General features: G+C 50.3%; 16 protein-coding genes. 6 read left to right on the top strand and 10 right to left on the bottom strand.

Annotated elements, in window-relative coordinates; all coding sequences use genetic code 11:
- The first annotated feature begins 13 nt into the window (after positions 1-13).
- Complete coding sequence (locus FYJ45_RS07805) at positions 14-1,093, top strand: helix-turn-helix domain-containing protein (RefSeq protein ID WP_154464152.1); 1,080 nt, start codon at positions 14-16, stop codon at positions 1,091-1,093.
- A gap of 82 nt (positions 1,094-1,175) precedes the next feature.
- Here the strand turns inward: FYJ45_RS07805 and FYJ45_RS07800 are convergent, their stop codons facing one another.
- Entirely contained in the window at positions 1,176-2,543 is a 1,368-nt protein-coding gene (locus FYJ45_RS07800) for an MFS transporter (RefSeq protein ID WP_154464151.1), read from the bottom strand.
- Positions 2,544-2,643: 100 nt separating this feature from the next.
- A complete protein-coding gene (locus FYJ45_RS07795) occupies positions 2,644-4,725 on the bottom strand; it encodes a beta-glucosidase (RefSeq protein WP_154464150.1) in 2,082 nt (693 codons plus the stop codon).
- Positions 4,726-5,169: 444 nt separating this feature from the next.
- On the opposite strand from FYJ45_RS07795, the gene FYJ45_RS07790 reads away from it, so the two are divergent.
- From FYJ45_RS07790 to FYJ45_RS07770, 5 genes are all read left to right on the top strand, one after another.
- Entirely contained in the window at positions 5,170-6,144 is a 975-nt protein-coding gene (locus tag FYJ45_RS07790) for a LacI family DNA-binding transcriptional regulator (protein WP_102287737.1), read from the top strand.
- A gap of 242 nt (positions 6,145-6,386) precedes the next feature.
- Complete coding sequence (locus FYJ45_RS07785; RefSeq protein WP_154464149.1) at positions 6,387-7,322, top strand: ABC transporter permease; 936 nt, start codon at positions 6,387-6,389, stop codon at positions 7,320-7,322.
- Between the two features lie 17 nt (positions 7,323-7,339).
- Positions 7,340-8,272: a carbohydrate ABC transporter permease gene (locus FYJ45_RS07780; RefSeq protein ID WP_154464148.1), complete on the top strand. Its 933-nt coding sequence runs from the start codon at positions 7,340-7,342 to the stop codon at positions 8,270-8,272.
- Between the two features lie 84 nt (positions 8,273-8,356).
- Complete coding sequence (locus FYJ45_RS07775) at positions 8,357-10,168, top strand: extracellular solute-binding protein (RefSeq protein WP_154464147.1); 1,812 nt, start codon at positions 8,357-8,359, stop codon at positions 10,166-10,168.
- 74 nt (positions 10,169-10,242) lie between these two features.
- Positions 10,243-11,646: a glycoside hydrolase family 32 protein gene (locus tag FYJ45_RS07770; RefSeq protein WP_154464146.1), complete on the top strand. Its 1,404-nt coding sequence runs from the start codon at positions 10,243-10,245 to the stop codon at positions 11,644-11,646.
- 313 nt (positions 11,647-11,959) lie between these two features.
- Here FYJ45_RS07770 and FYJ45_RS07765 read toward each other — a convergent pair whose 3' ends face one another.
- From FYJ45_RS07765 to FYJ45_RS07730, 8 genes are all read right to left on the bottom strand, one after another.
- The gene (locus FYJ45_RS07765) at positions 11,960-13,039 is read right to left on the bottom strand and encodes a Gfo/Idh/MocA family protein (protein ID WP_021637356.1); all 1,080 of its coding nucleotides are present in this window, start codon (positions 13,037-13,039) and stop codon (positions 11,960-11,962) included.
- 66 nt (positions 13,040-13,105) lie between these two features.
- A complete protein-coding gene (locus FYJ45_RS07760) occupies positions 13,106-14,278 on the bottom strand; it encodes a Gfo/Idh/MocA family protein (protein ID WP_154464145.1) in 1,173 nt (390 codons plus the stop codon).
- A 435-nt stretch (positions 14,279-14,713) separates the two neighbouring features.
- On the bottom strand, positions 14,714-15,562 hold the full coding sequence (locus FYJ45_RS07755) for a helix-turn-helix domain-containing protein (protein ID WP_154464144.1): 849 nt from the start codon (positions 15,560-15,562) through the stop codon (positions 14,714-14,716).
- 67 nt (positions 15,563-15,629) lie between these two features.
- On the bottom strand, positions 15,630-17,168 hold the full coding sequence (locus tag FYJ45_RS07750) for a DUF5605 domain-containing protein (RefSeq protein WP_154464143.1): 1,539 nt from the start codon (positions 17,166-17,168) through the stop codon (positions 15,630-15,632).
- A gap of 142 nt (positions 17,169-17,310) precedes the next feature.
- Entirely contained in the window at positions 17,311-18,798 is a 1,488-nt protein-coding gene (locus FYJ45_RS07745; protein ID WP_276891249.1) for an FGGY-family carbohydrate kinase, read from the bottom strand.
- Between the two features lie 79 nt (positions 18,799-18,877).
- Positions 18,878-19,816 carry a transketolase family protein gene (locus FYJ45_RS07740; protein WP_154464142.1) on the bottom strand — a complete coding sequence of 313 codons (939 nt, stop codon included), beginning with the start codon at positions 19,814-19,816 and terminating at the stop codon, positions 18,878-18,880.
- Positions 19,809-20,639 carry a transketolase gene (locus FYJ45_RS07735; RefSeq protein ID WP_154464170.1) on the bottom strand — a complete coding sequence of 277 codons (831 nt, stop codon included), beginning with the start codon at positions 20,637-20,639 and terminating at the stop codon, positions 19,809-19,811. Before FYJ45_RS07735 ends, FYJ45_RS07740 begins: the two co-directional genes overlap by 8 nt.
- A gap of 30 nt (positions 20,640-20,669) precedes the next feature.
- A complete protein-coding gene (locus tag FYJ45_RS07730) occupies positions 20,670-22,079 on the bottom strand; it encodes an L-fucose/L-arabinose isomerase family protein (RefSeq protein ID WP_154464141.1) in 1,410 nt (469 codons plus the stop codon).
- Positions 22,080-22,551 lie beyond the last annotated feature (472 nt).

The following is a 22,551-nucleotide window of genomic DNA, read 5'->3' as shown; positions in this document are numbered from 1 at the left end:
TTCGGGGTGAATTATGGAATCTGATTTGACACAATTAAAAGGAAGAAATATGGAGGCGCTGCTCAAAGACGTCCCCTCCAATCTTGTAATCCGGAATCCGGACAGCAATATCCTGCAGCTTTATGAGCTGAACACGCCGTTTATGATCATTTTGGAAACCTGCCATGAGCAGAAGGACTTTATTTCCATGTACCAGATCACCCACGAATGCTGCTATTCATCGCATTTTCCCTTTACCGGAAACAGAAGCCTTCTGAAAAGGCCGCTGCATCAGCATTCCTGCTTTGAAATCATGTATGTCCTTTCCGGCAGCGTGACCAACCATGTGGAGAACCAGACATTTACCTATGGTCCGGGGCAGTGCTGTGTCATGAATAAAAATATAAAACACTGCGAGGATTTTGCCGGAGATTTCCAGGTGGTATTTTTCATGTTCCAGGATGTCTTTCTGGAACAGCTGATGACGGAATACGGAGAAGAAGCGCTTGCGGCAGATTCTTTATCGGAGGTCAATCCCATCTATCAGCTTTATCTGGACAGTAGGAATAAAAACAGGCAGTTTGACAAGGTGTATCTGGATTATCTTCCGGTCATCCCTGCGGAAAACGTCCTTGACAGGCTCAACCCGCTGTTTAATTTTCTGGTGACGGAATTACAGAAAACGGACCCTGGCTCCTTCTTTTTCCTGAAAGGAACCTTTGCCCGTTTTCTCCAGCTTCTGCATACGCCCTCCCTGTACTGCATGTCCCGGGTACAGTCCGATTCCAGCAGCCAGGAATATATTTTTTCAAAGGTCACCCATATCATGGAGGCAAGCCATGGCAGGAGCACCCGGGAATATCTGGAGAAGCAGCTTCATTATAACGGCGAGTATTTAAACCGTATTGTAAAAAAATATACCGGAAAAACCATTCTGGAATTCGGGCAGGGAATTTATCTGCAGGAGGCGAAAAGATTGCTTTTGGACACGGATATGAGCATTTCGGAAATCATTGCAGAACTGGGCTTTTCCAACCGCAGCCATTTTTACCGTGTTTTTCAGAAGGCCTTCGGGGAAACGCCGCTGGATTACCGGCGGCGGCATGAGGCCTGAAACATAAAAAAGCCAGGGACCGGGATAGCCTCTGGCTTTTTATGTATCATCACAGCAGGATGATATAACAAGGTTAAAAATATCAGGCTTTATGCGCCGCATCCCAGTCTGCATTGGCTTTTTCCACCTTCAGCTGAGACAGCAGGATTATCATGATTACCACCATAATCAAAGGGAACCACAGGTACAGGAAATTAAGCATATTGATGCAGGACTGGGGCTGTACCGCTGCATTTGCCACGTAGCCGCCGGCCGCAAGAAGCCATCCTGCCAGGGCTGTCCCGATGCCGCTGCCGATCTTGATTCCCAGGGAAGAGCAGGAAAACATGGTGCCGTCCACACGTTTTCCCCTGGTGCGGTAGGTGTAGTCGGAAGCCGCTGCAATCAGCGCGTTCAGGTCTCCCGTTACGGGGCTTGTTCCCAGGCCTGCAAGTACGGAAGCGCACAGCATCAGCGGAACGTTTCCCATATAACCGGCTGCGATAAACAGGATTCGGAACAGAAATGCAAAGCAGTAGCCGTACAGATTTACCTTGTACATCCCCTTCATTTTTTTCACCAGGGCCGGCGTGAAGGCAAGGCCGATGATCATGGGGAACATGCTTGCCATGGAGAAGGTTCCCAGCAGCGCGGGATTTCCCAGGATATAGGTCATGTAATAAATGCCAACGCCCGTAATTCCGGTCTGCATGTAGATAAAAACGTAAATAAGGGCGATGATGATATAGTATTTATTGGCAAGCAGCAGCTTGATGGCTTCCAGCAGTGAAAGCTTCTCCGCAGGCGCATTTTCCGTCTGCTTCCCCTCTTCCGCTTCTTCCTCCGGAAGCTCTTTTACGGACAGCACGGAAATGGTATTCACAATCAGGCCGATGATGGCATAAACAATGGCGACATTTCTCCAGCCGGCAGCGCCGCCGCCCATGGAAGCTACGGCATTTACCGTAATGGAAGCCACCACCAGGTTCGTAGCCAGGGAAAACATGAAACGGATGGATCCCATCTGTACACGTTCATTTCCATTTTTAGTGATCAGGGAGGTAAGGGATGCGTAAGCGATGTTGTTCGCCGTATAGAAAACAGCGTTCAGCAACGTATAGGTGATAAAGAAGTACGCATATTTCGCAGTGTCTCCCATACTTTTGGGAATGGCAAAAATGGCAATCAGCATAACCGCATTTCCCAGATAGGACCAGAGCATCCAGGGACGCGCCTTGCCCATTTTGGAATGTGTCTTGTCGATCAGGGTTCCGAAGAATACATCCGTCACACCGTCCGCAAACTTGGAGAACATCATCAGCGTTCCCACAATTCCGGCGTTCAGTCCCACTGTATCCGTCAGATAAATCAGTACAAAGCTGGTGAGCAGGCCATAAACCATATTGGCTGCCAGGTCACCGGAACCGTAACCTACCTTGTTGTACCATTTTAAATACTTTTTCTCTTCCATTACTGTTGACTATAAGAAAGTGATTCAGGAGTGAAAAAAAGAAGGCGGCTGTCTGCCAGCACGCCTTCAGTTTTTCTATTTTGTTCCGGGCTTTAAGTATTTATAAGACGATGGATGTCTTAACCAAATCTACTGAAGCACTGCTTGAGCCTACATAGACAGAGTGTTCCACATGTTCAAGCTGCCATTCGCGGTAAACCGGATTGTACCATTTCAGTTTTTCAAGAGGTGTGGAAACCGTTACCTTCTTTTCCTCTCCCGCTTTCAGGCTGACGCGCTGAAAACCGCGCAGCTGCTTTACAGGGCGGTCAACCGCAGAATTTTCAAAACCCACATAGAGCTGTACTACCTCGTCACCGTCCATATTTCCGGTATTTTTCACGTTGGCCGTCACCACCAGATTATCGCCCTCCACCTTTGCTTCGGGCGCCGTAATTTCAAAGGTTGTGTAGCTTAAGCCAAAGCCATAGGGAACCAGGGGCTTCACGCCGTTCTTTTCCAGGCGGGTATAGCCATGGTAATATTCATAATACTGATCGGTCGCTTCCCAGTCCACATGGGGAAGGTCCTCTTCCGATACGGGGATTACATAGGGCAGCTTGCCGGAAGGATTCACATCACCGTAAATGATTTCCGCAATGGCGGTGCCGCCCTCCATGCCGGGATAATAAGCCATCATTACGGCATTTACACAGTCATACCATTCCGTCATCATGATCATGTTTCCGCCGATTAAAACCACTGTAGATTTTTCATTCACAGGCCCAACCTGCTTAAGAAGCTCCGCCTCATCTTCATGCAGGCCCAGGCTCTTCTTGCGGTCGCCGCCCATGGAGCCTATGTAATTGCTGCTTTCGTTTTCAGAAATAAACTCGCCTTCATCGTCATAGTTATAGCCCACTACAAAAACAACCGCATCCGCGTCCTTCGCAAGCGCCTTTGCACTCTCCAGATCCGAACCGTCATTGTAGATTACTTCACAGCCTCCGTTGGCTTTTTTCAGCCCTTCCACCGGCGTTACCACATAGGGAGGACGCACCCAGCTGGAACCGTGATCGCCGATAACCGCGGTATTTGCCAGTTTTCCAATCAGGGCAATTTTCTTTGTTTCACTTTTTTTCAGAGGAAGCACGTTATTGTTTTTAATCAGGGTGATTCCTTTTTCCGCTGCTTCCTTTGCCACTGCGATATGCTCTGGACAGCCTACTACGGACATATCGTATTCCTTATGTTCTTTATCAAAAGCGATGATTGTGCGCACGATACGCAGCGCCGCATCGTTAATATCCTCCTCGGACACAAAACCGTCCTGCACCGCTTTTACCAGGCGGTCACCGAAAAACTGGGTCCACATCATTTCCATATCCTGTCCGCCCTGGGCAGCCTCCACGGTATCCCTGACGCCCCAGCAGAAGTCGGACATTACGAAACCGTCAAAATCCCATTCTTTCTTCAGAACCTGACGGAGCAGATATTTATGATGGCCGCACTGTACGCCGTTGTAACGGTTATAGGAGCTCATGATGCTGGCCGCCCCGGCATCCACGCAGTCCTTGAAATGCGGAAGATAAACCTCCTGCTCGGTGCGCTGGTCGCAGGTTACGCTGCATTTGAACCGGGCATTTTCCATATTGTTGAAGGCATAGTGCTTCACACATGCCATAATGTCCTCACCCTGCACGCCTTTTACCAGCGCCGCTCCCATCCGCCCGATCTGATAGGTTTCCTCGCCGTAGGTTTCCTGGCTGCGTCCCCAGCCCGGATTATAGGGCATGTTAATGCAGACACCGGCAAACAGATTGCCTCCGAACGCCCTGGTCTCCCTGCCGATGCAGTGTCCCACCCGTTCCTCCAGCTCAGGATCAAAAGTAGCGCCTCTGGCCATGGACACCGGGAAGCAGGTGCTCTGCCAGTTACCGCATACAACACCCCTGGGCCCGTCCACAAAAAGCATGGGAGGAACCTTCTCCTCTTCCAGTCCGCCCGCCGCATAGGGCGTTACATTATAATGGTTGGAATCATCCTGCATGGCCTCCATCATCTGCGCCATGTCTTCCTGTCTCATCCTGGTAATGTCAATGTTGCCGCTCATCAGCCACACCTTCTGCTCCAGTGTCAGCCGATCCACAATTTTCTTTGCCTCTTCCGTGCAGGAAAGGCGGTATTCCTTCGTCGCTCTCATACATGAACCCCTTTCTGAATCAATTGCAAGTCCGTAACTATTCAGTCCTTTCACAGTTACTGCCAAAATCCATCCTGAAGCAACGGATTATGGTCAGCGCAGTCATCGCGCTGTCCCGCTGAATCGTTACGCAATTCCATACACCTGCGCAGTCCTTCTCTTTGCCGCGCAGGCGTGTGCTCGTGAACATATTTATTTTAGATGATTTGTGCAGAAATGTCAATTCATATAACCACAACACAAAACTATCTCATTTCTTCTTCCGGTTATCAGATTCTCCTGCAGCCGTCCGGATGCCCGAATTGTTACACTTTCTCCTACCGCCTGCATACTGCACCAGCTTTGACAATTTGCAATTTTATGCTATGATAGTTTTATGGAACAATATGAAACATCCAGAATACACATTTTTTGTGAAACAATATAAAAACGGGGGAATACGATATGGCAAGCATGAGGGATGTAGCCCGGAAAGCCGGCGTGGGAGTGGGAACCGTGTCCCGGACTTTAAACAACAGCGGCTATGTGGCAGAAGAAACGAAGAAAAAAATATACGAAAGTATGGAAGAACTGAACTATAAGCCCGCCCCTGCTGTAAAAACACAGGCAGGCAGGAAAACCGGCTTCGTGGGCGTCATGGTCCCCAGCCTGGAACATCCTTTTTTTGCCAGGATAATGCGCTGTATCGAATACGAGCTGTCCCGGCATAATTACAAATGTATCGTCTGCAATACCATCGACATTGTAAACCGTCAGGTTGAATTTATGGAAATGTTGGAAGAGAATGTGGTGGACGGGCTCATCGCATGCGTCGATCCAATCCCAGGCTTTAACGGAAGAAACGGACGGGCAATCGTCAGCATGGATCGCTACTGGTCCGCAGATGTCCCACTGATCCGCTCGGATCACGAACAGGGAGGGAGGATTGCCGCGGAGGTATTTTTAAAGGGCGGCTGCCGGAAAATCATCCAGTTCTACGGCGGCTTTGATTGGGAAAAAAGCGCCAACATCCGCCACAAAGTAATGGAAATGGTACTCAGGGAAAACGGCTGTGAGGTGATTTCCGTAAATATGGAATGGGATGCCATGAGCTATTCCTACAACAAAAACATCATTCACAAATACTGGGACATCATTAAGGATACCGATGGATGTATGACAAATGACATCGGCGCCCTGAGCTGTCTGGCCGTGGCCAGGCAGATGGGGCTTGAGGTTCCCGGACAGTTCAAAATCATAGGCTATGACGGCACTGAAATCACCAATCTCACTTATCCGGAGCTGTCCGTTATCGAACAGGACTGCCCCGGCATCGCAAGGGAATGCGTAGATGCCGTGCTTTCTCTGATAGAAGGCAGGGAACCCGACACCTGCCTCCGCCTGGTTCCCGTCCATTGGCGCGGACGTGGAACAACGTAATTGTTCCATACAAACAAACAATTAAAAGACCATTTTGGCAGCCCGTCAAAATGGTCTTTTTTTATATTTCTTTTCATCTTCCACATTTTCTTTGTGATATATTCATAGTTAAAACGATTCATTTTTGTTGCTTTTATATGAAATGCTGACTCATTTCCAAAATATGGTTGACACGCCTATAAAAAGTGCTTATTATTCTAAACATGGAACCGTTCCATACGATTTGGTTAGGAGGATAAGCGATGAAAGTGGTGAACAAGAGTGGATTGTTTAAAACCAATGTTAAAAAGACATTAAAAGCATGGCAGCTGTATGTACTTCTCATACCCACCCTGCTCTGGGCAGTTATTTTTGCCTATTACCCCATGTACGGGGTCGTCATTGCCTTTAAGGACTATAAAATCAGGGCAGGAATTCTCGGCAGCCCCTGGGCCGACCCCATACTAAAATACTTCCAGCAGTTTTTCAGTACAAGCATTGCCCTGAATGCTATCAAAAACACCATTGTTATCAGCCTGGAAAGCCTTGTTATCGCTTTCCCGATTCCGATTATCTTCGCACTGCTGCTGAATCAGATTCAGGGCAATCGGATTAAAAAGACAATTCAGACCATCAGCTATGCGCCCTACTTTATGTCAAACGTTGTAGTTGTGAGCATTATATCCGTCTTTTTTGCAGCAAACGGTGTTGTAAACAACCTGGTGACAAGCGCAGGCGGCAAAGAAACCCTGTTCACTTCTCTCCCGGAGTGGTTCCGTACTCTGTTTATCGGTTCCAACATCTGGCAGACCATGGGCTTTAACGCAGTTATCTTCATTGCGGCGCTGACCGCCATCAGCCCTGATTACTACGAGGCCGCCACAATAGACGGCGCTTCCAGATTCCAGCGGATTCTGTATATCGATATTCCCATGATTCTGCCCACAATCATCCTGATGCTCATCCTGCAAATCGGCAATATCATGAATGTCGGCTATGAGAAAGCATACCTGATGCAGAACGGCTCTAATACCATCGTAAGCGAGCTGATATCCACCTATGTTTACAAGGTCGGCCTGCAGACGGCGCAGTACAGCTTCGCTACGGCCGTCGGCCTATTTAATTCCGTTGTTAACTTCATCATACTTGTAACCGCGAACTTTATAGCGAAAAAAGTAAGCGATATCAGTATTTTCTAAGAATGGGAGGAACCAGGATGAATAAGCAGGCATCAAAAAAGGCCGCGAACCCGGCCATTCATAAAACCAAAATGAAATTATCCGTAGGGGACAGGATTTTCAATATCGTCAACGCGGTAATCATGATAATCATCTGTCTGGTGATAGTGTACCCCATTTACTACGTGGTAATCGCCTCCATCACGGACCCGGTTATCGTAAATTCCGGGAAACCGCTGTTTTATCCGGTCAAGCTTTATCTAAACGGCTATAAAACCACTTTAAGCTATACCCCCCTGTGGACAGCCTATAAAAATACAATTACATATACCGTTGTCGGCACCATTGTTTCGCTGTTTGCCACAATCCCTGCCGGCTATGCCTTATCCCGAAAGGATCTCCCTGGGAGACGCGGCCTGATTTTTCTGTTTACCTTTACCATGTTCTTCAACGGAGGAATCATTCCCCTCTACCTGACCATCAGGAATCTGGGAATCTATAACTCCATTTGGGCGATGGTGCTGCCCGTTGCCGTTTCCGCCTATAACCTGATCGTCTGCCGTTCCTTCTTTGAGGCCGGCGTTCCGGATGAGCTGCTGGAGGCTTCCAAGGTAGACGGGTGCTCGGATTTCACCTTTTTCTTCAAGATTGCAATCCCGCTATCTTCCACCATCATCGCAGTTATGTGTCTGTTCTATGCAACAGCGATGTGGAACCAGTTCTTTAACGCACTGATGTATCTGCAGGATGACAGCAAGATGCCACTGCAGGTTGTTCTGAGAAACCTGGTCCTCATGAACCAGGCAAACCAGATGGGCTCCTCGGGAGACGCCATGGTTACCAAGCAGAAGCTGGCGGAACAGCTGAAATACTGTATCGTCGTCGTATCCGCAGCACCGCTTCTGGTTGTATATCCATTCATCCAGAAGTATTTTGCAAAGGGCGTAACCATCGGCGCAGTCAAGGGGTAATCCCGGTTAATCATATCTTCCCAAAACCAGGAAGATATATTTAATACAACAGTTACCAATTTTTCAATATTAGGAGGAAAATACATGAAAAAGAAAATTGTTTCTTTACTGCTCACACTGACTATGGCGGCCGGGCTGATTTCCGGCTGCGGCAGCAGCTCCTCATCAGGCGCAGCCAGCACAGGCTCCGGAGGACAGACTGCTGAAAATATGGAAGAGGCTGTAGCAGCGGCTTCCTCAGCTGCGGACAGCGGTCTGACCAAGGAAGAACAGGAGGCTGTGGACGCTGGAATCCTGAACCTGGACGGCACACTTCCTATCATCAAGGACCCGGCTGCCTTTGAGGAAAAATACGGCAAAATCTCCGCATTGATCGTTAACACGGCGGACAGAGTCGTACCGGTTAAGGATCTGGAAATGTGCAAGGTATGGTTCGAGGATACCGGTATTGAATTCGACTGGCAGGCGATTCCTTCCGAAGGTGCCCAGGAGAAAATAAATCTGATGCTTGCCTCCGGCGAAGAGCTTCCCGATGTATTCTGGAACTTCGGCGACGGAAAATCCGGCAATATCGTAGTTCAGTACGCAGATCAGGATATCTTCCTGCCGACGGAAGGGTTGATTAACGAATATATGCCCAACCTGAAAAAGATTCTGGATGACAGCGAAAATTACTGGTCCGAAATAACCGCTCCCGATGGCCATACCTACGGCTTCCCGTATATCGAGGAAATGTACGGTCTTGTCCTGACCGGCGGCCCCCTGCTGATTAACAAGACATGGCTGGATGAGGTAGGGAAGGAAGTTCCCACCACTGTTGACGAATGGGTTGACTGTCTGAAAGCTTTCCGCGATGGTGGAGATCTGAACGGAAACGGCGCTGCAGATGAAATTCCCATGGCTACCTGGTTCGGCGCTACCGATACCTTCGGTTCCTACAACATGTTCTACCGTTTTACCGGCGCTTTCGGATGCGCTGATTCCTACTGCGGCGGCAATGCCTATGCGGATCATTTAAGACTGATTGACGGCAAAGTAACTTTCACGGCCCAGGATGAAGCCTTCCGCAAAACCGCAGAATTTTTCAATATGCTTTATAACGAAGGCCTTATCTGGAACGGTTCCTTTGAAGCGGATGAAAGCGCTTCCTATAAATCCTCCTTGATTAAGGAAGATGTAGCCAGAATCGGATGCTTCGGCACCTGGACCGATCAGGAAATCACCAACCTGGATGTCCATGATGAATATGTTGCCATTCCCCGGCTGCAGGGTGAAGCAGGTATGACCGGTTTTGAAAATAACTATTCCGAGCTTCAGGATTCCTCCAATACCGCAATCACCACCACCTGCAAATTCCCTCATGTCATTGCCAAATTCGTGGATTATATGGTAGGTGATCCCGCCATATCCATCCAGTCCAACTGGGGTGCGGAAGGCTATAACTATGTAAAGGATGACAATGGTATTTTACGGACTCCGCTTGATGAGCAGGGAAGATATGTGGCTCAGACAGAATACACCAACTTCGGCGAAGCACGCGTAAACTCCACCACCTGCCGCGGTTCCATGATCGTTCTGGATGAGTACTATGAAACAGTTGCAGGCTATGCCTATGACGCCGTACAGCTTCTGGAAAACCAGAAAACCAACGGCAAGGAAGACATTATGGCAGAAAACGACACAATTCCCCGTGTTATGATGACCACCGATGAATTATCACGGCTCGCCCAGATTCAGCCCACCATCTCCGATATCGTTGACCGTTATATCAATCAGTGGGTAACAGGCGGCGTGACGGACGACAACTGGAACGCATACCTTGGCGAACTGCAGTCCGCAGGCGTTGAGGATCTGGTTTCCATCTATCAGTCCGCAGTTGACAGAAGCAGTAAATAAGACGGACATTGTAAACCGTTTATACCATGCTTTACAATCGTTTGAAAATAAGAAAAAGGAGATAATCTGAACAGATGCAAACAAAAAACAAATATAAACCTGTAGTTCATTTTACACCTCCGGCAAACTGGATGAATGATCCCAACGGCATGGTATATGTAAACGGCCGATATCATCTGTTTTACCAGTATTATCCGGCGGCCCCCAACTGGGGGCCTATGCACTGGGGCCATGCGGTTTCTGAGGATCTGCTCCATTGGGAGCACCTTCCCGTTGCCCTCTACCCCGATGAACTCGGATGTATTTTTTCAGGCTCCTGCGTGCTTGACAGGGCGAATGTTTCCGGTCTGGGAAGTATTGAAAACCCACCTCTGATAGCGGTTTATACCAACCATCGCATTTCAGATCACCTGGAACAGCAAAGCATTGCCTACAGCCTTGACTATGAGCATTTTGAAAAATATTATGGAAATCCCGTGATTCCCAACAAGGACAAACCGGACTTCCGCGATCCTAAGGTTTTCTTTAATCCGGTAAAAAACTGTTACAGCCTGGTGCTTGCTGCCGGAAGCAGGGTGGAATTCTACAGTTCAGAAAATCTGAAGGACTGGAAAAAAACAGGGGATTTTGAAGCAGGCATCCATGGGCTTGGAGGCATCTGCGAATGCCCGGACTGCTTCCCTCTCATGACAGAGGAAGGCGAAAAATGGATTCTTATCATCAGTATGATCCTGCCGCCCGGGCAGGCAGGCAAGGATAAGGACAGCGTCCACAGAATGTCCCACATCACCCAGTATTATGTTGGGATCTTTGACGGAGATACCTTCCATGACACAGAACAGTCTGCCGTCCCCCTTCTGCCTGATTACGGAACGGATAATTATGCGGCGGTTACCTTCCAGAACCTGGAGGAAAAGGTAATGCTTGGCTGGGCGGATAACTGGGATTACGCGGGCCAGGCCCCCACCGATGCCGACGGCTTCCGGGGCCAGATGACTCTCGCCAGGCAGATGAAGCTTGTAAAGACAGCACAGGGCTACCGGCTTGCCTTTTCCTTCCCAGGACTGGATTCCCTGAAAGCCTCCGCCTTACCGCTGTTTCCGGGAGACAACAGACTGCATACGCAGACCTTCGGCTTAAAGACCACCGTCAACGGCCCCGGAAAAATCACATTCCGAAACAGCACAGGGGAATCCGTAGAAATTGAAGTCACGGAGGAGGAAATCATCGTTGACAGACGCCACGGCGGGCAAACAGGCTTCCAGAAGGACTATGACAGCGACTGCTATGGCATAAACCGCGCCCCCAGGCTTTGTCAAAACACCTCCATCATGGAAATCGTCTTCGACAGATGTATCCTGGAGGTTCTTGCGGATGACGGAATGACTCCTTTTACCGTCAGCGTTTTTCCTGTACACCCCTATGAAAAGATATGTGTCACAGGAGAAATCAGCGCGGACTTTTACCAAATTCAATAACAACTATCATTCATATCGCTTATCCCAAAGCCCCGGTACTGTTCACCCAGCCGGGGCTTTGGCCCGTTTAAAAATCCCGGTTCAGGGCTTCCATGGCTTATAATCCGTTACATTACAGGAATTCCCTTCTTTTTGTAGGCATTAGCAGCTTTTAATGCAGATGCAACATGGTGCGAAGTTTGAGTAAGATATTAAAAAAGCAGCTATCATTGATTTAGGATCTCCTTTAAATGATTGCTGCTTTTTCCTCATTATTCTTTATCCTGCCAAAGGGAAGCATCCTGCAACCTTTCAGCCATCCGAATGGTTACAGTTATTTCACTTTCCGCGCCAGCATCTGGGCCTTCACACACAGCTCCGCCGCTTTCAGGGCATGGGCCTGGGTCATGGCATTCTCCGTCCGGTTGATACAGTCCAGAATCAGCTGTCCGAAATACGGAAACCCTACCTGGCCGCTCACATTGATGTAATGCTCTCCGTCCTTATCCGCCCAGAAAACATGATCCCCTTTTTCTTCCTTTGCCAAATCCACATATTTACGCAGTTCAATGTAGCCTTCCGTTCCCAGAATGAAGGTCCGTCCGTCTCCCCAGGTGGAAAGACCGTCGGGCGTAAACCAGTCCACCCTGAAGTAACCCATGGCTCCGTTGTTTCCCACCAGCGTGGCGTCTCCGAAATCATCCAGCTCCGGATATTCCGGATGGTTGTAATTGCCGATTTCACTGTTTACGATGGTTGCGTCCGTGGCTCCTGTATAATAGAGAAACTGTTCAATCTGATGGCTGCCGATATCGCACAGGATTCCGCCGTATTTCTCCTTTTCAAAAAACCAGGCGGGACGGGAGGGGGCATTCAGGCGGTGAGGGCCCATCCCCAGCACCTGGATTACCTTGCCGATGGCTCCCTGCCTGATCAGCTCGCCTGCATAAACGGCGCTTTCCACCTGAAGCCGTTCGCTGTAGCTTACCATGTATTTTTTACCGGTCTCTTCCACAGTTTTCTTTACCATATCCAGCTGTTCCAGCGTAGTCAGCGGCGCTTTATCCACGAAATAATCCTTGCCGGCCTTCATCACGCGCACGCCAAGGGCAGCCCGCTCCGACGTGATACAGGCGGATGCCACCAGCTTCACTTCCGGGTCGGAAAGCACCTGTTCTTCGCTCTCCGCCCTCCTGGCAGCTTCCTGCGGGTAAGCCTTAAGGAAGGCTTCCACCTTGGCAGGATCCGGATCGTATACCCATTTCAGCGAAGCACCCGCTTCCAGCAGACCGTTGGTCATCCCGTAAATATGCCCGTGATCCAGCCCTACGGCCGCAATCATAAATTCTCCTTTTTCCACCACCGGGTTGGGCTTTCCCTTAGGTGCATAGTTCATACCATCTCTTTTATCCATCTTTGCTCCCCTTTGCTCGCTGCAGCATATTTTATTTTTTAAATAACGGTTTTAAGTCTCTTTTCCCTATTTCTGATCATAATTTCCCACCGAGATCTCTTCCGGTGCAAAATTTTCCACACTGGCGGACTTTTCATAGAAATGGACCGCATTTTTCAGGAGCCCTTCCATCGTATAATATTCGTCCTCCGGTGCAATCGGCAGAGTTACCGTGCGTTTCTGGAATCCGGCTTTATAGATTGCCGTGATCAGTTCCACCGTTTTCCTGCCGTCTTCTCCGGTAATGAAAGGGCGAGTGTGTGTTTCCAGAGCAGTAAGGACATTTTCGATTTCTCCGGTATGCCCTTCATAGAGCAGATCCGGCAGGGCGGCATAGGTATCCTTCAGCTTCTGCATCAGCTCCTGGTTATGCCCCGGCACCGGAAAACCATTGGCCTGCGTGACCTCCGCCACACAGGACCAGGGCGCCGCCAGCTTCGCCTTCTCACACTGCAGCACAATCCCCTGCTCCTCGCCGTGGTGAACCACGGAGCTTGTGACTTCCGCCACAGAGCCATCCGCGTAACGGAGGGCTGCAAAGGAAAGATCCTCCACCTCTGAATTATCATGCATTACATTGGCAAGCACCGAGGTCACTTCCGTGGGAAGGCCTCCCTGAATCCAGTTGATCATATCGATATGGTGCACTGCATGGTTCAGTGTCGGGCCGCCACCCTCTTTTTCCCAGGTTCCCCGCCACCACAGATCATAGTAGCAATGCCCTCTCCACCACAGGGAATTTACATGGGCGCACCGTATCTTACCGGCCAGCCCGCTGTCCGCCGTCTTTTTCAGCTTGTAAATGCTGTTCCTGAAACGGTTCTGGGCCACCACTCCCATGGTTACTCCGTTCCTTTTTTCCGCTTCCAGCATGGCGTCGCATTCCTTTAAGCTGGGCGCCATAGGCTTTTCCACCAGTACATTACAGCCTGCATCCATGCAATGTACTGCGATTTCCGCATGGCTGGAGGGCGGCGTACAGATATGTACAAGATCTATTTTCAATCCGGATTCCAGCAGCTTCTCATGGCTGTCAAAAACCTGTGCCCCTTCCAAATGATATTTTTTCCTGGCGGCCTCCGCCTTTTCCGGATAGATATCAACCAGCGCCGCGATGCGGCACCTTTCCGGAAATGTGAGCAGTCCCTCAATATGACTTCCTGAAATATTTCCCGTCCCTATCACTGCTGCCTGTATCATTGCATACTTCCTCCTTCCGTTCTGCACGGATGTTTCATTCCGGCCGGTTTTGCGGCACGGGCTGTCGGCATTTTCCCTACGGCGCTGCGTTCTCTGTACAAGGCTGAACCGTTACCCCATTCGGCCAATTAAATCGCTGTGCGATGGGCCTCTTATTACTGATTTTCTGTTTTCCTAAACGTATCGTAGCATATGCCGCAGGTGAATTCTTTGCGTGTTTTGTCTTAAAACATGCGTTTATTGTGTTATTAAATACAAGTCCAATACACATAAAGGAAAAATGAGAACCGCTTATTTACAAGAGATATGAAAGAGATTATATTAGATATTGGTCATCACCTATAATAGTTCCAGCAGGTTTGCGCATTCACTGCGCAAACCGTGAGAAAACGTGGTGGCAGTGCCCCTCGCCGAAGGCGGCTGGATCGTTACCGTTTATTTTCCAAGAAAGCTCTTTTTATAATAATGTCCCGGAGAAACCCCGGTCATTTTCTTAAAGGTCCTGATAAAATTATTGTAGTCATTAAAGCCTGACAGATAACAGGTCTCCGTCACCGTTTTTCCGTCCAGAAGGTGCTGCTTTGCCGCCGCAATCTTTTTAATCAGAATGTACTGATATAAGGTGCTGCCCGTCTGCTGCCGGAACAGATGGCTCAGATAATATCTGTCGATGGAAAAACAGGCCGCAATGCTTTGCAGTGACAGCTCCGGCGAAAGATTGGCATCGATATAATCCATGACCTCACCGATTGTTTTATCCGCCGCCGCTGGCTGTTCCTGCTTAAAATCCCGGTAAAGGGAATTGACGTATACCAGCAGCTCGGCCAGGCAGGCGGTCATGAGCACATCAGAGCCGTATTTTTCCGACTGGCTGGCCTGACGGAGCTTTTCATTCATGCAAAGCAGCGTCTCCGTCTGTTCCTCTGAAAGCAGAATGACGTTGTCTTTTCCTGGCCGGTGGTTCTGGAAGCAGCCCAGAAGATTCGTGGCCGGAGTGCACATTCCATGCACCAGCCGGGGATGAAAATGTATGGCAATCCTGTGAAAGGGGATTTTGCCGTAATGGCAGGCGCGGTGGATCTCGCGGTCGTTAAAGACCGCGAGATGGCCTCTTTGCATATGATGGACAGACTGCTCTATGTACAGATCCACATCGCCCTCCAGGAAGAGGAAGATTTCATAATCCTCGTGGAAATGGAACCTGGCATCTCCCGGGCCTTCCGTGCGTTTGTCCATCAGTACGATGGATTCGTTTAATTCCATGTAGTAATCGTCATTGCGCATAAAGCCTTCCTTCTGCCATCTTTCAGCGTCCCGGCCGCCCGGACCGCTGCTGTTTTATGCTCCTGTTTTATGCTTCTTTCTTAATCTGAACCGCCATATAAGCCTCCCCCGGCAGCTCCACCCGGAATTTTCCGCTAAATACCCCTCTGTCTTCAACCGTCATTTCCCAGGTATCAATCACCTTCACCCGGAACTTCGTCTCATCATCAAAATAATAATCCCGGAAGGAGGGACGCATGAAGCTGTAATACATCAGATAATAGTCTTTCACCGGTTTCTCTTCCCCCTCTGCCTCCTGCGGTACGGCACAGATTTCATCAAAACCTCTGGTAAGCGGCATCAGGCCGTTTCCGGGCGTTTCGCACATAATATCATGAAGCAGTTCAAAACGCTTCCAGCTCTCCCCATGCAGTGTTCCGCCATGGGACCACCAGAGAATATCATCCGGGTTCATATAGGTTTCCCCATGGCCGGGATACCCGCCCCTGCAGGCCGCTTCCCAGAAACGGCGCAGCATTTCCTCGCCGCTGATATTGCCCCAGCCGTGCTGGATATTGCCTTCATAGGCGATTTCATCCATAACGATAGGCTTACGGTATTTTTCACGCCACTCATCCACCAGCTCAGAGGTTTTGTAAATATCCTGCCTCTGAATGCTGCAATGAGTGATCCAGGGCCTGCTGTGATCATACACCCCCATGCAGTTATGGATGGAACGCAGATGGCGGTACGCATCCTTTTCACACAGAATCGCGCCGTAACGCTCCCAGTCCTCCGTGGTCTTATTTTTCATTAAATCATATTCATTTGCCAACGACCACCATACATTGCGGTATGCGGAAAATCTGGCAATCACATAATTCCAGTAAAAATCATCCTGTTCCTTCGTCATCTGGGAAAAGCCCCAGCGATCATAAGGATGCATCACGATCAAATCCGCCTCTATCCCCAACTCCTGCAGGGCAAGGATGCATTTTTCGATATGCTTGAAATGAACCGGGTTAAACCGGTAGAAATCCCAGTCATTTCCTTCCGTTTTTCCTGTATAGCCCCAGAAATTCTCCTTGGTCAGCACGCTGGAATCCATGGGCGTCCCCTCATAGGGATAAGATCTCGGCTCTCCCAGGTTATAGTCATAATGCTTGGGAAAAATACAGAAGCGGATTTTGTTGAATGCACTTGCCTTTAGTGTTTCCAGCGTCTGTGCAATTCTTTCATCTGACTGCAGATCCCATACATAACAGGTGGTTCCGATGGAATAGTACCTTGTTCCGTCCTCATATGCAAAATGGTAGGTATCAGCCACACGCACCGGGCCATGGTTTCCTTCCCCCGCAGGAAGGCTCACAAAGCTTCCTGTCTCCTCTTTTTCCAGGAAATCCGCGCTTATGGCAAAGCAGTAGCTCCCCTCAAAGGAGGGCATAAAGCGTACCTTATAAACACCGTCCCCATCATAAAAACCGTCCGTCTTTACCGTTTCCTTTTCTCCGGTAAAGACGCCCTGAATATGGTGATCGACAAAAGGATTTCCCTCCGCAGGCCCCTGGCAGCTTACCTCCAGCATCCCCCATCTTTCTACCTGTTCCTGAAATAACAACTTACTCATTTTAATCCTCCTTGTTTTGCGGAGCAAAATGCGAGCCCTGCGCGAGCAGAGGATTTTCCTCCTGGTTTTGCGGAACAAAATGCAATTTCTTTAGAAATTTATCCTCTGACGAGCAGAGGAATTCTGCTCCTCTTTCTGCTTTTTATGTATGATCCAACACGCCGGCCACCGCTTTTTTCCAGCCGTCCAATTTCTCCCTGCGCACATTTACGTCCATGGAAGGAGTAAAAATGCTCCCCTCCCAACCGGAAAATAATTCCTCCTCCGAATACACCCCCGCGGAAATGCCCGCCATATAGGCGGCCCCGATGCCGGAAAGCTCCTCCGCCTGAGGGATTTTCAGTGTTTTCCCGGAAATATCGCTCTGGAACTGCATCAGATAACGGTTTCTGGCAGGCCCTCCGTCCACCCGCAGCTCCTTCATGGGAATTCCCGTATCCTGCTCCATGGCCAGAACCAGATCCGTTATCTGATAGGCAATGCAGTCAAGCGCGGCGCGGACAATTTCCGCTTTGCCCGTAACTCTCGTCATACCGCTTAAGGAAGCGGCGGCTGACTCGTCCCAATAGGGCGCCCCCAAACCGGTAAAAGCAGGAACCAGATAGGTCCGATCCGCAGGATTGGCGGCTGTGGCGAGAGACTCCGTCTCCCCTGCGGAGCCGATGAGCCCCACATCCTTCTTCAGCCAGGTAATCACCGCGCCGGTATAATTCAGGTTCCCCTCCAGCACATAATCCACTCTCCCCTTATGCTTCCAGGCCAGAGAGGTCACCACGCCGTGACTGCTGGGAATGGGCTGCCCGCCGATATTCATCATCAGAGAGGAACCGGTTCCGTAGGTGGCCTTGCTCATACCGGGCTGCAGGCAGCCCTGCCCGAACAGCGCGGCATGGGAATCTCCCAGCACCCCGCAGATGGGAACAGGCTTTTCAAACAGCCCGTTCATGGTGGTATGGCCATAAACCGCATCCGAATCGCAGATCTGCGCCAGGCACTCCATAGGAATCCCGAAAATTCCGGCAAGCTCCTCATCCCATGCAAGGGTTTTCAGATTCATCAGCTGGGTTCTTGAGGCATTGGAATAATCCGTCTTAAACGCATGCTCCTGCGTCAGCTGCCAGATCAGCCAGCTGTCAATGGTGCCCAGACAGATTTCTCCCCGCCCGGCCCGCTCTGTAAGCCCTTCCTCCTGCCCCAGCAGCCACGCCATTTTGGCTGCCGGGAAATAAGCGGACAAGGGTATCCCCGTTTTTTCTTTTATTATACTATCAAATCCCCGCTTTGCAATATCCCGGACAATACTCCCCGCCCGGCCACACTGCCAGACGACGGCATCGGCCAGCGGCTCCCCGCTCCCGCGATCCCACATGGCCGTTGTTTCTCTCTGGTTACTGATGCCTACAGCAACGATCTGCGCCGGCGAAACCCCGTTTTTTTCCATAAGGAGCCCCACCGCACGGACCGTATTATCCGCGATTTCACGCAGGTCATGGGACACCCACCCCTGTGCATTCACCAGCTGACGATGGGCCAGATCCTCCCTTGCCAGCAGTTTCCCGCAGCCGTCAAACAACAGCGCCTTCGTTCCCTGGGTGCTCTGGTCTATGCTTATGATAAATTTTTGTTCCACCTTTTTATCCCCTTAAATTTTTTTGAAACTCCCAAATTTTCATAGCTGCCTGGTAACTGTGAAAGAACCGCTTAGTCTATTACAGTTCCTTTAAAATCTCCGCCGCCTTTGCCGCAATGCCTTCCGCATTCAGCCCATAATAGTCAAACACTTCCCGAGAGGTTCCCGAAATCACCGGTGCATCCGGCAGCGCCATATTGATCACACGGCGGGGACAGGCACTGCCCACCACCTGGCTCACCATGGAACCAAGGCCGCCGAAGGGCGCATGCTCCTCCACGCTGATCACAGCCTTCACCTTCCCCGCCGCGTCCACTATCGCTTCCTTATCCAACGGCTTCACACAATACATATCCAGAAGCCCAGCGCTGATCCCCTGCTCCTTCAACAGCGCAACGGCATCCAGGGCCGGACGCACCATCTCCCCGCAGGCCACAAGAAGCACATCCGTCCCTTCAGCCAGCACCGTAGCCTTATCCATCACAAACGGAATATTATTTTCGCTGTAAATATCCTCCACCGCATTTCTCCCCACACGCAGATAGGCAGGCCTGGTATCCTGAAGCAGCGCCTCAATGAGCTTTGCCGTCTGGAACCGATCGCTTGGCAGATAAACCCGCATGTTTGGGATTGCGGACATGGCTGCAATATCCTGCGCGGAATGATGGCTCATTCCCAACGCCCCATAGCTGACGCCGCCGCTGATTCCCACCAGAGTCACATTGGTATCCGAATAAGCGCAGTCTATTTTTGCCTGTTCATAGCTTCTTGTGGAAAGGAAGCAGGCAGGAGAAGCCGCAAACGGTTTTTTCCCGCATTTGGCAAGCCCTGCGGAAATGCTCACCAAATCCTGCTCCGCAATACCCACCTCCACGAACTGCTCCGGATATTTGGCGGCAAAAGGCGCCAGCGAAGCGCTTCCCCGGGAATCGCTGCAAAGCACCACAATATCCTTATCCGTTTCCGCCTTTTCCATAAGCACTTCACAGATAGCCTGTCTGTTCGGTATTTTATTCATGACAAAGGGCCTCCCTTCTCTCCTTCAAATCCTTCATAATCTGTGCATATTCCTCTTCCCCTGGCACCTTATGATGCCAGGGCGCCTTATTTTCCATCACTGCGGAACCACAGCCCTTCACCGTATTGGCAATCACCACCGTAGGCCGCCCCTTACAGGCTCTTGCCGCCGCCCATGCGCCGCACAGCTCCTCCATACAGTTGCCGTCCACGCTGAGCACGTTCCAGCCAAAGGACGCCCAACGCTCCTCCTGGCTGTCCTGCCCCATCACATCCTCCGTGCTTCCCGAAATCTGCAGACGGTTGCGGTCCACCACCGCGCACAGGTTATCCAGCTTATACTGAGAAGCCGCCATAGCGCCTTCCCATACAGACCCTTCCGCCAGCTCGCCGTCTCCCATAACGGTATATACCCGGTAATCCCTGTGATCCATTTTCCCGGCCAGGGCCATCCCCACCGACACCGGAAGCCCATGCCCCAGTGAACCGGAATTCATCTCAATCCCCGGAAGCTTATTGTTCGGATGCCCGATATAAGGCGAGCCAAATCTGGAAAACTTCCGCATCACCTCATCTTTTGGAAAAAAACCCTTCCTGGCCAGCACCGCATAATAAGCCTCCACCGAATGCCCCTTGCTCATAATAAAACGATCCCTGTCAGCAGACTCCTGATTCTCAGGACTGATATTCATTTCCTTAAAATAAAGCGACACCAGAATATCCATGACGCTCATATCCCCGCCGATATGTCCGCCCTTTCCCTCCACCACCATATTCACCACATCCTCACGCAGCTCATAGGCCAGTGCCGCCAGTTTTTTCATCTCATCCATGCCCATTCTCCTCTTAACCTTTCATAAAACTCCTGCCTGACAAAACGCTTCCTTTACTTCCTCCGGATTGTCATCATAAAGATCCGCCTTCACACCCATATACTTGCACGCCTCATACAGCACCGGCACCACATCTGCATGGATACCCACACAATGATGAATATAAGGCCCCTCCACAAGCTTAGCCTCCAGACGCTTCAGGTTCTTAACCTCCACCCACACATAGGTTCCCTTGGTATACGGCCCCTCCACGCCCTTTGCATTTCCAAGAAGCATGGAATATTCCCCGTTATCCCCGTCAAAACGCGCCAGCGTCATCTCACCCAGCTTTGCCTGCGCCTCCACCGCGCCCGGATGCTCAAAGGCCAGAGGATAACCGATAACCGGCTTCTCCTGCGCCACGGAAATCGGCCAGGGCCCGCAATGCTGCAACAGCTCTCCGTTCTCATTATCCGGATGCCTCACCGTCCAGTCCGCGAAAAAGCTCCTGTTCTCATCCATTCCCGCAGCCTCCACCAAAACAGCGGTAATCGCCCCATGAATATCCGTCTCACACACCACCGGAATCCCCTCCTCATTCAAAAGAGAATTTGCAGCACAGGGCATAATCCCAATCTCCCCCTGCAGGGCATTCCAGCACTGAATTGCAATGGCATTACACCCATACTTCCCGGCCAGATTCTTCATGGCAACCTTCAGCGCCGCCACATTTGCAAGCTCCTCCGGCTTAATCTTCACACACATATTACTATTACAATACTCCACCACCTTCGCGGCCTCGCATCCCTCTTCCTTCACCCTCTCCATCTCCGCCATCAGCTCAGGCATGGGAATCGGTGACAGCTGAATATTAAACCGCTCCAACAGCTCCCCCTCATTACACATCGTGGACCAGAAATCAAACGGCCTGGGAGCAATCTGCAGAATCCTCGTATGCCGGAACACATCCACCACATTACAAACCGCCAGGAAATTCCTCATCCCCCTCTCAAACTCCGGATCCCCCAGCCTGCAATTCGTCATATATGTAAACGGCACCTGAAACCGCCTCAACACCTTCCCCGTAGCAAACAACCCGCACTGACTGTCCCGAAGCCGCACCCCATTCTCATCAGGCCTCTCATCCCGCGGCCCCCACAAAAGCACCGGCAGCCCCATCTCCTTAGCCAGCCTGGCACACACATACTCCGTACCAAAATTACAATGCGGAATAAAAATCCCCTTTACACCTTCCGCCCTGAACTTTTCCTGAATCCTCTCCCGATCCCCCTCATCATAAAAAAGCCCCTCCTCATTCACATCCACAATATCCACAAACTCCACCCCCAGCTCCCGCAGCCTCTCCCTCGTAAGATTTGCATACTTCACCGCATCCGGCGTACTGAAAATACTCCTCCTCGTAGGCAAAAACCCAATTTTAATTTTCTTCATACTCTCTCCCTTCCGCGCACCCGCGCATAAGACGCCATCCAAAGCCTCCAAATTCACCCCAAACCAACCAATAACTCTACAGTTAAACTTAATTAAATTCGAAATTAATTTGTTTAACTTTAGCTTAATATTATTGAATATTAATTAAATTGTCAAGCCATTTCACTATCTTAATTTACTAAATTTTATTTTTTTCCAAACGCCCCTACCTCCCGCTACTAATACCCCCAGCTTCCAGCATCGGCTGTGAGGGGGACGGGGCTGCGGGGGTCCGGGCTGTGGGGAGGGGAGGGGCTGGGGGAGGTGGTTTCTATGTCGTTTCGGCCGGGGCTGCTGTGGGGTGATTTTGTGTTCCATATGAAAAAACGGCGATGTTTCTTACTGCTCCGCCAGGCCAGGATTCTGCCGCCCTTAGCGGCCTGTCTGACGAACGCAGCCGACTCCCAAGTCGCTGCGTGAGGAGTTTTGGCCG

The organism is Eisenbergiella porci (assembly GCF_009696275.1).
GTDB lineage: Bacteria > Bacillota > Clostridia > Lachnospirales > Lachnospiraceae > Eisenbergiella > Eisenbergiella porci.
The sequence above is the reverse complement of the archived record's forward strand: the minus strand, read 5'-3'. Positions and strand labels throughout refer to the sequence as shown.